Genomic DNA, 15,517 nt, shown 5'->3' with positions numbered 1-15,517 from the left:
ACCTTTCATTGTTAAAAGGGTTTACTCAGCATCGCTTATGCTAGAGGCGTCTTTGCAAAAAACTATTCTCAATATCAACGGCGAGAAATATACTCTCAAGGCCGATGAGCGAACGACGCTTCTCGATGCGCTGCGTAATCACTTGGGATTGACTGGCTCCAAAAAAGGCTGCGACCACGGTCAGTGCGGAGCCTGCACAGTTCTTCTAAACGGTCGCCGGATTAATAGCTGTTTGACCCTGGCCTGTATGCATGACGGCGATGAAGTTACGACAATCGAAGGGCTGGGTGGTCCAGGAAATTTATCTCCGCTTCAAAAGGCTTTTGTCTCACATGATGCTTTTCAATGCGGTTATTGTACGCCGGGACAAATTTGTTCCGCCAAAGCAATGCTCGAAGAGGCCCGCGCGGGCTGGCCCAGCTACGTTTCAGAGTCGCTGGACGAATTGAACAGTCTCTCAAATGAGGAAATTTCCGAGCGCATGAGCGGTAATATCTGCCGCTGCGCGGCTTATCCCAATATCGTTCGCGCAATTCGCGAGACCTCCGGGGAAGCCGAATGAAGCCATTTGACTACGTCCGGCCCAATGACGCCGCCGGCGCTGCAGGCGCAGCCGCGAAAGGCGCAACTTTTATCGCTGGCGGCACGAACCTGCTCGATCTTATGAAACTCGAAATCATGACGCCCGACCGTCTGGTTGATATTAACCGGCTGGACATGACCGAAATCAGCGAGCGCGAAAATGGCGGCGTACGCATCGGCGCTCTGGCGACAAATAGCGATTGCGCCGCAAACCCTGTAATTCGCCGCGATTACGCCGTGCTCGCTCGCGCTATTTTAGCGGGCGCAAGCGGTCAGCTGCGCAACAAGGCGACAACAGGCGGCAATCTTTGTCAGCGTACGCGATGTTATTTCTTCTACGATCCGGCGATGCCCTGCAACAAGCGCGAACCGGGCTCCGGCTGTCGAGCGAAAGACGGTTTTAATCGAATTCACGCCATACTCGGAGCCAGCGAGTCGTGCATCGCTACTTATCCCGGCGACATGGCGGTCGCCATGACGGCGCTTGACGCAGAAGTGGAAATACTGACGGCGAACAGTGAAATACGCACCCTTCCTGTCGCCGATTTCCATCGCTGCCCCGGCGACCAGCCGCAAAAAGACAACGTGCTCGAACCGGGCGATCTGATCACTGCGGTGACGCTGCCGCCGCCGGTTCAGGGGCGTCACATCTATCGCAAGGTTCGCGACCGGTCGTCTTATGCTTTTGCGCTGGTTTCCGTCGCAGCCGTCATTCGCGTGGAATCAAAAATGATTGCGCATGCAGCGCTGGCATTTGGCGGTCTGGCGCATAAACCCTGGCGCGACGCAGCGGTGGAAAAAGCATTGACCGGTCAGGCGCCGTCGCTCGCCTTGTTTGACAAGGCGGCGGATATTCTCCTTTCGGACGCGAAAGGCCAGGGCGACAATGATTTCAAGATACCGCTCACGCGGCGGACATTGACCGCAGTGCTCGCTGAGGCGTGCGGCATGGAGGCGCCGGCGTGACAAAAACATTTACGATGGATGCGCCGGTTGAAGAGTGTATTCTGGATGACGTTCCTGATCAGTTGACAGGCGCCGCGTTTGACCGGCCCGACGGACCGCGCAAGGTTTCGGGCGCTGCGACTTACGCCCATGAATGGAATCTGCCGGGTACGGCCTATGGCGTGCTGGTGCGTTCGACAATATCGGTAGGCGCCGTGAAGTCTTTGAATGAAGATGCGGCCCAAACGTTTTCCGGCGTACTTGGAATTTATGCTGACGACCGCTTTCTGCGCAATCCCGCCCAAGGCATGGCGAATGAAGCGCCAGTCCAGAAGGCGCAGCAGATCGCCTATTACGGCCAGCCGATCGCGCTTGTCGTGGCGGAAAGTTTTGAAGCCGCTCGTCACGCGGCTCAATCGTTGGAAGTTGAATATGACGCCGAGGAAGACGGGGTGTTCGATCCCGAAGGAAAGGGCGTCGAACACGAAGAGCCTGAAGATCAGCAGACCGAGCAGGGCGATTTTGACAAAGCCATGCGCGAAGCGGCGTTTACCGTCGATGCGGTATACCGCACACCCTGTCATAACAGCGCGCCAATGGAGCCTCATTGTTCTATCGCCAGCTGGGACGGAGACCGGCTGACGCTACGCGGCGCCTATCAGATGCTCAAATACAATCGTAATGAAATCGCCGATGCGCTGAAAATCGAGCCGGAAAATGTGCGCATCCTTGCGCCATTCGTGGGCGGCGGGTTCGGTTCGAAACTTGGCATTGCGCCGGAAGCCGTCGCCGCTGCGATCGCTGCGAAAGATCTGGACCGGCCGGTGGTCGTTGCGATGGCGCGACAGCAGGTTTTTGATATGGTCATGCGCCGGTCGGAATCGCGACAGCGTTTGCGGCTCGCTGCTGACAAAGACGGCAGGCTTACAGGGTTTGGCCACGAGGCGCTGGTTTCCAACCTGCCCGACGAAGAGTTTCTGGAGCCGGTCCTGCAAGCGAGCCACTTTGTTTACGGCGGAGAGAACCGCAAGTTAAGCCTAAAGGCAGCACGGGTAAATCGCACTTGTGCAGGTTCGGTGCGGGCGCCCGGAGAGGCCATCGGAATGCAGGCGCTGGAAAACGCCATGGATGAACTCGCGGAGGCCGCTCAAATTGATCCGGTTGAGCTCCGTTTACGGAATATACCTGAATGCGATCCGGAAGAAGATAAACCCTTTTCGTCAAGGCGTTTTGTCGAAGCGCTGAAAGAAGGCGCAAAGCAATTCGGATGGGATCGACGTAATCCAAAGCCGGGAGCTGTGCGAGACGGAGAGTGGCTGATTGGGATGGGAATGGCCGGCGCGGCGCGGGTCAACATGCTGATCGAATCGGAAGCGCGGGTGACGCTGAACAGCGACGCAACGGCGGTTATCGAAACCGACATGACCGATATCGGTACAGGAACCTATGCGATTCTGACGCAAATCGCGGCGGATATGCTTGGCTTACCGCCAGAGGATGTCGAATGCAGGCTCGGCGACACGGAATTTCCGCCGGCGTGCGGATCGGGCGGGTCATTCGGCGCGTCATCCGCTGGTTCTTCTGTTTATCTTGCCTGTCAACACCTGCGCGAAAAGCTGGCTGAACGTTTCGGTTGCGATGCATCAGAACTGACGCTTGAAAAGGGCGGGGCGACCGTCGGCAACAATACGCAAACGCTGCAAAAGCTTCTGTCAGGTGAATCATTGTCGGCTCTCGGCCATATAAAACCCGGCGATACCTCCGACGATGTCAGGCAAGCAACTTACGGTTCCTATTTTGCAGAAGTCGCCGTCAGCGCCGTTACTGGCGAAACACGCGTGCGCCGCATGCTCGGCGTTTTCGGTGCGGGGCGAATCCTCAACGAAAAAACCGCGACCTCGCAATGTTATGGCGCCATGATCTGGGGCATAGGCATGGCGTTGACAGAAGAGCTTGTCCATGATTTCCGCGACGGCCGGATCGTCAATCGCGATCTTGCTGAGTACCACCTGCCGGTTAATCTCGATGCGCCGCAGATCGAAGTAACCCTGTTGCCCGAAAGAGATCCGTGGGCGTCTCCCATCCAGAGCAAGGGCATCGGAGAGCTCGGGATTTGCGGCGCCGCCGCAGCTGTGACGAACGCCATCTACAATGCGACTGGCGTCAGGGTGCGTGAATATCCGGCGACGCTTGACAAGGTGATAGCCGGCTTTGACAGTCGTGATACTTAAACGTTTCGATGCGCTCGCCCTCTATAGACTAGTGATGACGCGCGTTCGTGGCTGCAAACGGGCTGGGCCGTGGCCGAAGCGCTTCCATGTGAATGTTTGAAAGACTCGCGTTTTTGTTATCCGATTCCTCCAGCAGTTCGCCCACGGCCAAACGACTAAGGGCCGGACTGGTCTGTATGCCGCTGCCGCCCATGGCGGCAAACCAGAAAAAATTTTCCGCCGAAGGATCCCATCCTATTACTGGTTCGCGATTAGGCGCAAAAGTGCGCAAGCCCGCCCACTTTGTCTTGATTTTGTCAACTTTAAAGTGCGTCATTCCTTCAACCCGCATGACAGCCGTTGCGATTTCCAGCATTTCAGGCTGAGCGTCGCATGGCGCTGAGGCAACCTGATCCGCTGGCGAGCACAATATGCGGCCAGCGTCTGGTCTGAAATAAAGAGTTTCGCAACTGTCGACGACAAATGGCCAATTGCGAATGTCTAACCCTTGCGGAGGGTCAAAGGTTATGACTGTCCGGCGTAACGGTGAAAGACCTTGAGGACGCGCGCCAGCCAGTGAGGCGATCTCATCGGCCCAGGCGCCGGCGGCGTTAACGATGACCGACGCGTGAATTTCATGCTCGCCGGTTTTCAGGATCCAGCCGCCGGTAGTCTTCTTTATTTCATAGACGCGCGCGTCATTTTCAACAACGCCGCCTGATCGCTTGAAATGTTTTAGAAGAGCTTGCTGCAACTGATCGACGTCGATATCGCCCGATCCCTGCTCCAATGCGGCAAATTCAAGGAGGTTGGATTTTAGCGCCGGGCAGTATGTCGCTGCCATTTCAGGCGTTATGCGGTTCAGACTGCCCTCCGATTCCGCCAGAGCGAGTAAGGCGTTTAATCGCCGCCCGCGGCCGGGTGCGCAAGTCCACAGGCAGTCGCGTTTTTGAAACAGGGGATAGTCAGAAAAGCCTGCGGGCGGCGATTCGAAAAAAGGAAGGCTTGCCCGCGACAATGTCCGCGTTAGGCGCGTTCCGTTGAAGCAGGAGAGGTAAGCGGAAGAGCGACCCGTCGAATGATACCCAATGCCGGATTCAGCTTCGAGAAGAATAGCGCTCGCGCGCCCTGCAATAGCATAAGCTATTGAAAGACCGGCGATGCCTCCTCCGATAATTGCCAAATCGTATTGATGCCCCATTGGAAGTGCTTCTACCGTGGAAAAGGGATTATTGTATCGGAAAATTTCCAAACGGCAAACTTAGACTGCAGTTTCGTTTTAACCGCTAATTGATTGACCTATCGGAAACAATCTTTCAAAATCGCTCAAGCTGGCTTTGTCTTATCGGGACTATGTCGGTTACGCCGTAGAAACGGAGTTTTGGTATTATGATGACAAGCCGCGCGGGCGCGTTGATCCTGATAATTTCAATCGCAATTTTTTCTCTCGTTGTTGGCGCAGAGGCGCAAACCGCTGCAAATTCCGGCAACCGTGCAGATATTGTTATCAGGGGCGGGAAAATTATCGATGGAACCGGCGCTCGCCCGTTCATCGGCGATGTTGCGGTGGCGCAAGATCGAATCATCTTTGTAGGCGAACGCTACGCGGGGCAGGGTCTGCGGGAACTGGACGCTGAGGGATTAGTCGTCGCGCCGGGATTCATCGATGCGCATAGCCACGCGGATCGGGATGTGGGCAAGCCGGGGAGGGGCGCAAATGAAGGTTATGTACGCCAGGGCGTTACCACATTTGTTGGCGGACCCGACGGCGGGGCTTCGCCCGGGGATATACAATCTTATTTATCCGCCTACGAAGAAAATGGCGTCAGCACCAACTACGCCTTCTATGTAGGGCATAACGCGATACGCCGTGAGGTGATGGGACCCGCGCCCCGAGAGGCGCGAGAGGATGAACTCCATCGTATGGGCGCGCTCGTCAAACAGGGAATGGAAATGGGCGCAGTCGGCTTCTCGACCGGGCTCATGTATGAGCCCGGCATGTGGAGCTCCACCGAAGAAATTATTGCTTTAGCGAAGGAAGTCGCTCCTTTTGGCGGCGTCTATGATTCACATGTTCGCAATCCGGTTTTCGATCTCCTTGGCTCCGACAGGGAAGCGATTGAGATCGGCCGCGCCGCAGGGATTCCGGTAAAGATCGGACATCTAAAAGTTGTCGGTCTCCATAATGCAGGCTTGATTGATGACGTGATTGACTTGATTAATAAGGCCCGGTCTGAGGGCGTTCTGGTTGTCGCCGATCAATATCCGTATGACGGCGCGGCAACCAAAAATTTGCACGAAATTGTCCTTCTGCCCGAAGAGGTGGAAGAAAAGTTCAATCAGCGCGTGGAAGCGGATGGAAATGAAGCACAACAGGGCGCGCGGCTGGATTTTATAAAAGAGGCGCTCAGTGATCGGAGCACTCGTGAAGCCGCGCGCCGTCTGAGTGAGCAAGGCCGTGAAGGCGGCTTCAGCTGGATCAGGTCAGTGGGATATACGAGCATCCGTATCGTTCAATCCCACGAGGCCCCCGACATAGAGGGCGCTCATCTTTCCGAGCTATCAGACCAAGACGGGAAAAGCGGTTTTGATACGCTAGTCGATGTTATTACGAAATCGGAGCATCCGACGCTGGCGACTATGGGGTCGGTTGCAAGCGGCGATGTAGAAACCTTGCTTGTTCAACCCTGGACCATGATCGCGAGTGACGGCGCCTGGCTCGCGGAACAGGAAAACGCGCATGGCGGCCACCCCCGATCAACGGGAACCTTTCCTAAAGTGCTCGGCCAGTTTGTCCGGGAACAAGGCGTACTCGATCTGGCGGAGGCGGTCCGGAAGATGACGGATTTTCCGGCTGATTTTCTGCAACTCGATGATCGCGGCCGTCTGCAAAATGGTTATTTCGCCGACATTGTTATTTTCAGTGAGGAAGAGATTGCGGCGCGTTCGAATTGGGAAAATTCAACTCTGTATGCGGCGGGCGTACGTGACGTCATCGTCAATGGCGAATTTGTGCTGCAAAATAAACAAATGACGAATCGACGGCCAGGCCGGCACCTCCGAAAAGGCTCAAGACCCCGTTCCGGTGAATAGCGAAGACTTCCATTCGCTTGCGTCTGCGAAGCCAAATTCGGAAAAAACTTAGCACTACCGCAATAAAATTTCCTATTGAATAATAAATTTTCCCGTGTTAAAGCCGCAAAGTGCCTCTGAAATGGCGGATACGAAAAACTGCGAGCTTAAATCAGGGGCGGCCAAAACCAATAACGAACAAAGTTTGCGCTTCAGTGCGCGTCCTCGGGAGGGAAAGTTATGACAAGTTCCGTACATCGCATTCGTATGCGCTACTTTAAGGCCGGCGCGAGCGCCACCGCGCTGGCGACGGCGGCGCTCATTGGCGGCGCGTTCTCGTCCGCATACGCGGCACAGGGCCTGCAGGAAGTTAACGAGCAAGAAGCGTCGTCCGGAGATGATCAGATTGTCGTAACCGGTACGCGCGTATCCCGTTCAGGCTTTCAGGCGCCGACGCCGCTCAGTGTCCTCGGCGAGGATGAAATTAACGCCAGCGCGCCGCAAAACATCGCCGATCTGGCGAATGAATTGCCGTCGGTTGTGGGCAGTAACATTCCGCAGAACTCAAATCTGAGTTTTTCGAGCGGCGGCGCCGGTATCAACTCCCTTAATCTCAGAGGGTTGGGCGGCACCAGGACGCTCGTTCTGTTCGATGGGCGCCGCTCGGTCGGTTCGCTGAACACAGGCGCCGTGGACATCAATGAGTTTCCTCAACCCCTTATAGAGCGGATCGAAGTCGTTACCGGCGGCGCCTCGGCGGCCTACGGCTCTGATGCGCTTTCGGGCGTGGTCAACTTTATTCTTGATAAGGATTTTGTCGGCGTAAAAGGCGAGCTCTCAGGCGGCGTTACTACCTATGGCGATGATTTGAGCTGGAAGGCGAATCTTACAGCGGGGACGGAGTTTGCGGACGGACGCGGGCATTTTTTGATTAGCGCGGAGGCGACAGCCAATGAAGGCATCTACGGCGTCCCGCGCGATTGGAATGATCAGGGCCGTATTCGGATGATTAATCCAAATTACACCCCGACCAACGGCCAGCCGGAGTGGCTGCAGCTGGAAAATGTCGGCCTAAGTTCGGCTACGCTCGGCGGGATCATTACCAATACCGATTTGCGGGGCACTGCGTTTGGCGCCAATGGCGCCCCGTATCAGTTTAACTACGGATCGCTTGTTCAGGACCCTTATATGCAAGGCGGCGACTGGCGGTCGACGCAAGTCAATGATGCGACGTCGCTTAATCCCGAACAGCAGCGACAGAGCATATTCGCGCGCGTGAGTTATGAAATCGCGGACGATGTGGAAGTGTTCGCGCAATACAGCTATGCAAATTCGGGAAACATCGCCTGGGCGCTGCGCCAGTTTAATATCGGCAATCTTGTTATAAAAGACGATAACCCGTTTATTCCAGATTCGGTTGCAACGCGAATGGCGACTCTCGGCATTACCGAGTTTCGTCTTGGCACGAACAATGGGGATCTTCCGATTATCTTCAGCGATTTTAAAAGGGACGCTAACCGTTATCTGGTCGGCGCGAATGGCGAAACCGGGTTGTTTGGCACAAGCTGGACCTGGGACGTTTACGCGCAGCGAGGTGTTGTAAATACGCGAGAAAGCGGACTTTTCGTTCATAAGAAGGATAATTTCGCGATGGCGCTAGACGCCGTGCGTGATCCGGTTTCAGGCTCAATTGTCTGCCGGTCAACACTGACCGATCCCAACAATGGATGTGTCCCTTACAACCCCATGGGCATAGGCGTAAATTCGCAAGCGGCGCTCGACTGGTTGTTTCCAGGCGACACGCAGGCGCTGCGTGAACAGCAATTTACCCAGGACGTGATCGCAGGAACGTTTCAAGGCGAGCCGTTGTCCAATTGGGCGGGGCCAATTTCAATTGCTGCGGGCATTGAACACCGCCGGGAAGAGGTGGAAGGTTCGACGGATCCGGTTTCACAAGTCAATGGCTGGTTCGCCGGCAACTATCTTCCGACGGAAGGGAGTTACAACGTAACTGAAGGCTTCTTCGAGACTGTTATTCCGATTGCCAATGACCAATGGGGAATAGATCAATTCGATCTGAACGGCGCCGTGCGCGCCACCAACTACAGCTCGTCTGGCTATGTCACGACCTGGAAGGTCGGTGCGACCTTGCAACCGATCGAGGATATTCGGTTTCGTGCGACGCGCTCACGAGACATCCGGGCGCCAAATCTCGGCGAATTGTTCGAGGCGGGGCGCGCTAATACAAACAACGTGACAGACCCATTCAATGGTAACACGAATACCCAGTATCAGGGTCTGGCGACGGGCAACCTTAATCTCACGCCGGAAATTGCCGATACGATAGGCGTTGGCGTTATTCTTCAGCCCCGATTCATTCCCGGCTTCACGGCTTCTGTCGACTATTATCGGATCGATATCGACGATGCGATCGGTACAGTCGGCGCGCAATTTATCGTAGATCGTTGTTTCGAAGGCGATCAGAGCTTTTGCGATGCAATCACGCGCGGCCCAGGACCCGGCGGCGCCGATGTTATCCTGCAGATCCGCACCCAGCCGTTTAACTTCGTGACGGAGAAAGCGCGCGGTCTGGACTTTGAAGCAACATATGTCACCGATCTTGATGATGTCTTTGGCGGTGTAGGCGGTAGTATTTCATTGCGTGCGTTTGCAACGCATTATCTAAAGAACCTGACTGACAACGGCATCGACCCACCGTTTGATTCGGTTGGGGAAAATGACGGAAACGGACCGCCAGACTGGACTTATAGAGCATCTGCAACGTACACGAATGATGCTCTAACGGTTAACTTGACTGGTCGTGGATTAAGCTCCGGCGTCTACGACAATGACTGGATCGAGTGTACAAGCGGATGTCCGACGTCCAACTCCATCGCGCGAACGACCAATAACAATCAGATTGATGGCGCTTTGTACTTTGACGCCTCTGTCGCTTATAAATTGTTGCTAGGTAATTCGGAGGCGGAGGTCTTTCTTTCGGTCCGTAATTTGACAAACAAGGATCCGGCAGTCGTCGCGCCCGGTCCCACGGGGCTCGCCTTCGCAGTCCCTCCCACCAACCCGACGCTCTACGATCAACTTGGGCGTGTTTTCCGGGCGGGGCTTAGGTTCCAAATGTAGTGTCTTTCCGGGGGAGGCGGTTGTCGCTTCCCCCGCTTTTCTTTTATTGGCCAAGGAGGTGTATTTTGAACCGGGTTTGGCGATGCATACGCCTTTCGCTTGTCGGCATTGCATGCGGCGCCGTCGCGCCGCTTATGGCCGAGGAGTTGGACGCGCCGGCGCCTGCGGCGCCGCATTACGAAGTTGATACGAGCTGGCCGAAACTTCCGCTGCCGAATAATTGGGCGATCGGCGAGCTCGGCGGTATATTTGTCGATGAGCGTGATCACGTTTGGATCGTGCACCGGCCGGGCACGCTTTTTCCATGGGAGCGTGGCGCCGCTATGACGCCGCCGCGATCTTCATGCTGCTTTCCTGCGCCGCCCGTGATTGAATTCAATCCCGAAGGAGAGGTTGTCGGTGCGTGGGGCGGGCCGGGCGATGGATATGACTGGCCGACCGTCGAACACGGCATTACTGTCGATCATAATGGCGATGTCTGGATCGGCGGCAGCTCTACGCGGGAAGGTCGCAATGGCGAGCCCCCCGACGGCATGGTCTTAAAGTTCTCCGCTGACGGAGAGTTTCTCATGCAAATCGGCGGTTCGGGCCCATCCAAGGGCAGCCTCGATGTTTCCCAGCTTTCCGGCGCTTCAGACATGGTCATTGATCCGGAAACAAATGAAGTTTTTATCGCTGACGGTTATGGAAACAATCGGGTCATTGTGTTTGATGCTTCAACGGGGGCGTTCAAACGCCAGTGGGGCGCATACGGCAAGCCGCCTACCGACGAAGAACTTCCCGCATATAATCCTGACGCAGAGCCCGCCAATCAATTTCGCACCGCACATTGCATCACGCTTTCGAAAGACGATTTCATTTACGTTTGCGATCGCGACAACAACCGCATACAGATTTTCACAACGCAAGGCGAATTTCGCGATGAATACAGGTACGGTCTCAAGACGCTGCCGCCTGGAACAGTCGGCCATGTAAGTTTGTCGCCTGACGAGAATGAGCGCATTCTGGCTGTGACCGATCTTGGCAATTTTCAAGTCAGGCTCGTGCGGCGCTCGGATGGCGAGCAACTCAGCGTGTTTGGCCACTTTGGCCATTACGCCGGTCAGCTCAACCGCGTTCATCAGGCCGTATTCAATTCACATGGCGACATATTCACGGCGGAAGCGGCCGGGAAGCGCATTCAGAGATGGAAAAAATCCTCTTCTAAGCCCGATGGCGCATCTGTGGAGTGAGCAGAAGGGCGGCGTTCCGATAGGAACGAATTTTCCGATCGTACTTGTTTTTCCGTAAATGTTATTGTAACGTAAACAAAAATTCGAGACTGCAGCGATGCAGCCTCGTGTCTTCATAGGGAGTTAAATCAAGCGATGGCGACCCGTCGGCAAACGATTTTCAACCGTCTTCTCGGTTTTCTAGCCGCTAATGTGATTGCGGTTGGGCCGGCGAGCGCTGAATCGCGCAGCTATGTGATCAGCTGGTTTGCTCAGGCGACCTACACCCAGGAAGGGGACTGCGAAGGCGGCCAGCATCCGGAAGTTGAACTGCAATATCTGAAAAACTTGGAGCCGCTCGGCTACAGCGAAGAGGAAATTGCAGAATATCGGCGAAAATTGTTGGCGGGCGAGCCGTCGGACTTAATGCAAATCATGGGTCGCAGAGGACGGATCGACGGCGAGCCGGTAAATCCGTATACGCATCCTGCGGCCGTCGCCGATCCCATGTTGCCCTCGCATAGCGGAAAATTTGCTTTTGGCTTCGATCTCGACGGCGCCGGTGCGGAAAGCGAAGACGCCTACACAGACCCCGTAACAGGCGAGGCCGGCGTTGATCATGAAATGTATCGCGCGCTCGGTTGTGCAAGAAGTTTTCGAGGCACGCTGGAGGGAAGGCCTACATATTGGGCCTGGGCCTGGGGTCAGACGAAGGAATCGCAGCCAGCCTGGCTGATCACTGTGACGGGTCCTGACGCGGGAGAAGATGGCCCGGCGACAATCCGCATTGAAAGAGCGCTCGAGCATCTCGTCTCTAATAGCGATGGGTCGCCGCGCGCGCACATGACTTACCGCGTCGATCCTGATCCTCGTTCTCGCAACGAATTTGAAGCCGAGATCGAGGGAGGAAGGTTGCATATAACGGAACATGAGCGCTTCAGGATGCTTCAAAATCCGCTCGTTGCGCCTGTGCTTGAACTTGAAAATGCTCATTTGCGAATGAACCTTGACGACGGCGCAGACATTCATGGCTTTATCGGAGGCTATCAGCCATGGGAGCCAATTTATTTCGGGTTCGGGCAGATCGGTATTGGCGGCGAGCTGCAAGTGACAGGCGATATTCCCGCGCTTTACCACTTGTTGCGTAAGCACGCCGACGCCAATCCCGATCCTGAAACAGGTTTAAATCGCTCCATATCAGCGACGTATTATTTCGAAGCTGTTCCGGCCTTCGTCATCAATCCGGAAGATACCGACTCATCCTCTACCGCAGGCTAGAAAGGAACAGGCTAAATACGATGAAGAAGCAACGCGGCGGAATCGTCTTTAAACTTGTTGGCGCTATCGTACTCGTCACGGCTATCGGCGCCGGCGGTTTCTGGTTTGCCACAAATCAGGGCGGCGATGACGGCTTCGAGCCGGGGGATCCGGTTATGCGCCGTCTGACGGCCGAGCAATATAAGAATGTCATTGCCGACCTTTTCGGGCGAGATATTGAGCTAGGCGGCCGCTTTGAGCCCGATTTGCGTGAAGAAGGATTATTCGCAGTCGGCTCCAGTTATGTCAGCGTCACCGGTTCTGGTATGGAGCAATATGACGTGATGGGGCGAACCATCGCGTCGCAAGTTCTCGATGACGAGCACCGGCGCATTTTTTTGTCGTGCACGCCTGAAAGCACATCTGAACCGGACGATGCTTGCGCGACCGCCTTTTTGTCCGAAATGGGCTTGATGCTCTTCCGCCGGCCCCTCAGCGAATCCCAGCTTGACGCCTATGTCACTGCAGCGGCGGAGGCGACCAACATCGTCGGAGACTTTTATGAAGGGCTTTCGTTAAGTCTGGCGGCAATGCTTTCAGCGCCAGAGTTTTTGTTTATCCGGCAGGCGACGGAAGCCAATCCACGACAGCGTAACGAGCATCGGCTTGACGCTTATTCCAAGGCCTCGGCATTGAGCTTCTTTCTCTGGAATTCGACGCCTGACGTCCAGTTGCTGGAGGCTGCGGAAAACGGCGCGATTCACACGCGTAAAGGTCTACAAGCGCAGGTTGACCGAATGACGGCATCGCCGCGACTGGAAACCGGCTTACGCGCCTTTTTTATTGATAATTTCAGGTTTGATGAGTTTGCAAACCTGACAAAAGACACGCAGCTGTTTCCAAAATACAATGCCGAAGTCGCGTCCGCTTCGCAGGAGCAGACCCTCAAGACCATTACCCATCTTCTGCTCGAAGAAAATGCCGATTACCGGGAAATCTTCACAGCAAAGAATACATTCTTAACACCGCAACTCGGTGCGCTCTATCAGGTGGCGTTGCCGCAATCTGGTCCGAACGGATCGCCGGAACAATGGTCCGAATATCGGTTTTCCGAATCGGATCCGCGGGCGGGGATTTTGACCCATGCCAGCTTTACCGGTCTCCATTCGCCTGCGGGGCGCGGCTCGCCCACGATCCGCGGCAAGGCGGTGCGGGAGGTTATGCTGTGTCAGGAAGTGCCGGCGCCGCCCGCTGATGTTCCTTTTGATCTCGTGCTCGACACAGGCAATCCGAATTTCAAAACGGCGCGGCAACGATTGGCCGTGCACAACGAAGTTGCATCCTGCGCCGGCTGTCACAAGCTAATGGATCCGCTTGGTCTTGCGCTGGAGAACTTCGATGGCGCGGGCGAGTTTCGTCTTCGAGAGAACGGCGTTCTGATTGATACTAGCGGCGAGCTTGACGGGGCGGAGTTTGAAGACGCCGTAGGGCTTGGCCAGGCCATCAGCAATAGCCCGTCCTCTACTTCGTGCCTTGTCGAACGGATTTCGTCCTATGCGCGCGGGCGCGCTGCAGTGCGATCGGAGCAGCCCTGGATTGAAAACCTTGAAGAAGCATTTGCCGACAAGAAATATCGGCTGCCGGCGTTAATGGCGGAGATTGCGTTAAGTGATGAATTTTATCGCGTAGCCGAACCGGCTGTTTCCGTGGCCGACAATTCGCCAGGGCCCAATGTTTCCATAGCGATGGCTAAGGAGAATTCGCAATGAAAAAGAATTTAAATCGCCGTTCTATTTTACGGGGTACTCTCGGCGGCGCCGCCGTGTCTGTAGGGGTGCCGTTTCTCGATTGTTTCCTTGATGAAAATGGCGGCGCGCTCGCCGCGACCGGGGAATCGCTCCCAGTATGTTTTGGCACATGGTTTCAGCATCTTGGCTTTAATCCCGGGCGCTGGATGCCGGAGAAGGTCGGTTCTGACTTTGAGAACAACGTGGAGCTCAAAGTTTTTGATCCATTCCGTGATCGGATGAATATTATCAGCGGCGGCAAGTATTTTATGGACGGCCGGCCGCTGGAAACTCACTCAACCGGCGTCGATATCGCAACGACCGGCGCAATTACGCACGGCGTAAAGTCGCCCCCAACAATTGACTCCATTATTGCTGACAAAATCGGGTCCGGAACCCGGTTTCGCTCGATTGAGGTTGCGCTCAACGGCCGCCGACAAAGCGCCAGCAAGCGCAGTGGGAGCGCGATCAATCCGTCAGAAGCCTCGCCTCTCGCCCTTTATGAGCGCCTGTTCGGTTCCGGTTTTGTCGATCCGAATGCGGCGGAATTCAAACCCGATTCTGGGGTTATGGCCAGGAAAAGCGTGCTTTCCTATGTTGCAGATGACCGCAAATCCCTGATGCGGAACGTGGGTGCTGCGGATCGTGCGCGCCTTGATGAATATTTCACGTCGGTCCGTCAGATTGAGCGGCAACTGGAAATCGAACTTCAAGAGCCTGCGCCCTTGGCGTCGTGTTCGATGCCTGAACAGCCTGAAGAGACTGAAACGGGGCTGACCGCCGCGGCGGCGGAGAAAAACTGCAAGCTGTTCGCATCGCTTCTTGCTCACGCCGTTGCTTGTGATCAAACCAGAGTCTTTAACGTCTTCGTGGGTACGCTTGGCATGCGCCTGCCGGGCGGCGTGCGTGATTGGCACAGTCTCACTCACGAGGAGCCAATCGATGAAGAGCTCGGCTATCAAAAAGACGTCACATGGTTTATTAATTGGGCAAACGCGGCGTTCGCCCAGTTTCTGACTAATATCGAAGGATTGCGCGAGGGCGACGGCTCGGTGTTCGACCGCCTTACCGTTCTCTGGCAAACTGACCATGGTTATGCGCGCACGCACACGATGGACAATCTGCCGATTATCACCATGGGCGATGCAGGCGGACGGTTGCGTACCGGTCTGCATGTATCAATGCCGGGCGACCCCGCTACACGGGCCGGATTGACGATACAGCAGGCGTTAGGCGTTCCGGTCAGTACATGGGGCGCACTTTCGAACGAAACGTCGAAGACAATCACCGAAATCATCGCATAGCGAGAGGA

10 protein-coding genes are annotated in these 15,517 nt (G+C 55.5%); 9 read left to right on the top strand and 1 reads right to left on the bottom strand.

The window, feature by feature from the left end:
* The first annotated feature begins 37 nt into the window (after nt 1–37).
* Genes ACQK2Q_RS11345 through ACQK2Q_RS11335 form a run of 3 tightly spaced genes read left to right on the top strand, consistent with a single transcriptional unit; the run spans nt 38 to nt 3,758 of the window.
* Nucleotides 38–562, top strand: a complete 525-nt coding sequence (locus ACQK2Q_RS11345; RefSeq protein WP_425409855.1) for a 2Fe-2S iron-sulfur cluster-binding protein — start codon at nt 38–40, stop codon at nt 560–562.
* Nucleotides 559–1,548 carry an FAD binding domain-containing protein gene (locus ACQK2Q_RS11340; protein ID WP_425409854.1) on the top strand — a complete coding sequence of 330 codons (990 nt, stop codon included), beginning with the start codon at nt 559–561 and terminating at the stop codon, nt 1,546–1,548. Before ACQK2Q_RS11345 ends, ACQK2Q_RS11340 begins: the two co-directional genes overlap by 4 nt.
* A complete protein-coding gene (locus tag ACQK2Q_RS11335) occupies nt 1,545–3,758 on the top strand; it encodes a xanthine dehydrogenase family protein molybdopterin-binding subunit (RefSeq protein WP_425409853.1) in 2,214 nt (737 codons plus the stop codon). Before ACQK2Q_RS11340 ends, ACQK2Q_RS11335 begins: the two co-directional genes overlap by 4 nt.
* Before the next feature lie 28 nt (nt 3,759–3,786).
* Here the strand turns inward: ACQK2Q_RS11335 and ACQK2Q_RS11330 are convergent, their stop codons facing one another.
* Nucleotides 3,787–4,938, bottom strand: coding sequence for an NAD(P)/FAD-dependent oxidoreductase (locus ACQK2Q_RS11330; RefSeq protein WP_425409852.1), 1,152 nt, complete (start codon nt 4,936–4,938; stop codon nt 3,787–3,789).
* A 188-nt stretch (nt 4,939–5,126) separates the two neighbouring features.
* On the opposite strand from ACQK2Q_RS11330, the gene ACQK2Q_RS11325 reads away from it, so the two are divergent.
* The 6 genes from ACQK2Q_RS11325 (at nt 5,127) to ACQK2Q_RS11300 (ending at nt 15,509) form a co-directional block, all read left to right on the top strand.
* Nucleotides 5,127–6,830, top strand: coding sequence for an N-acyl-D-amino-acid deacylase family protein (locus tag ACQK2Q_RS11325; protein WP_425409851.1), 1,704 nt, complete (start codon nt 5,127–5,129; stop codon nt 6,828–6,830).
* A gap of 219 nt (nt 6,831–7,049) precedes the next feature.
* Nucleotides 7,050–9,950: a TonB-dependent receptor plug domain-containing protein gene (locus ACQK2Q_RS11320; protein ID WP_425409850.1), complete on the top strand. Its 2,901-nt coding sequence runs from the start codon at nt 7,050–7,052 to the stop codon at nt 9,948–9,950.
* 65 nt (nt 9,951–10,015) lie between these two features.
* Complete coding sequence (locus ACQK2Q_RS11315; RefSeq protein WP_425409849.1) at nt 10,016–11,182, top strand: hypothetical protein; 1,167 nt, start codon at nt 10,016–10,018, stop codon at nt 11,180–11,182.
* Between the two features lie 135 nt (nt 11,183–11,317).
* Nucleotides 11,318–12,439 (top strand): hypothetical protein, encoded by a 1,122-nt coding sequence (locus ACQK2Q_RS11310; RefSeq protein ID WP_425409848.1) that lies wholly within the window; start codon nt 11,318–11,320, stop codon nt 12,437–12,439.
* A 20-nt stretch (nt 12,440–12,459) separates the two neighbouring features.
* Nucleotides 12,460–14,187: a DUF1592 domain-containing protein gene (locus tag ACQK2Q_RS11305; protein WP_425409847.1), complete on the top strand. Its 1,728-nt coding sequence runs from the start codon at nt 12,460–12,462 to the stop codon at nt 14,185–14,187.
* Nucleotides 14,184–15,509, top strand: coding sequence for a DUF1552 domain-containing protein (locus ACQK2Q_RS11300; protein ID WP_425409846.1), 1,326 nt, complete (start codon nt 14,184–14,186; stop codon nt 15,507–15,509). Before ACQK2Q_RS11305 ends, ACQK2Q_RS11300 begins: the two co-directional genes overlap by 4 nt.
* The last annotated feature ends 8 nt before the right edge of the window (nt 15,510–15,517 follow it).

This window comes from Hyphococcus sp., assembly GCF_965228385.1.
Taxonomy (GTDB): Bacteria; Pseudomonadota; Alphaproteobacteria; order Caulobacterales; family Parvularculaceae; genus Hyphococcus.
The sequence above is the reverse complement of the archived record's forward strand: the minus strand, read 5'-3'. Positions and strand labels throughout refer to the sequence as shown.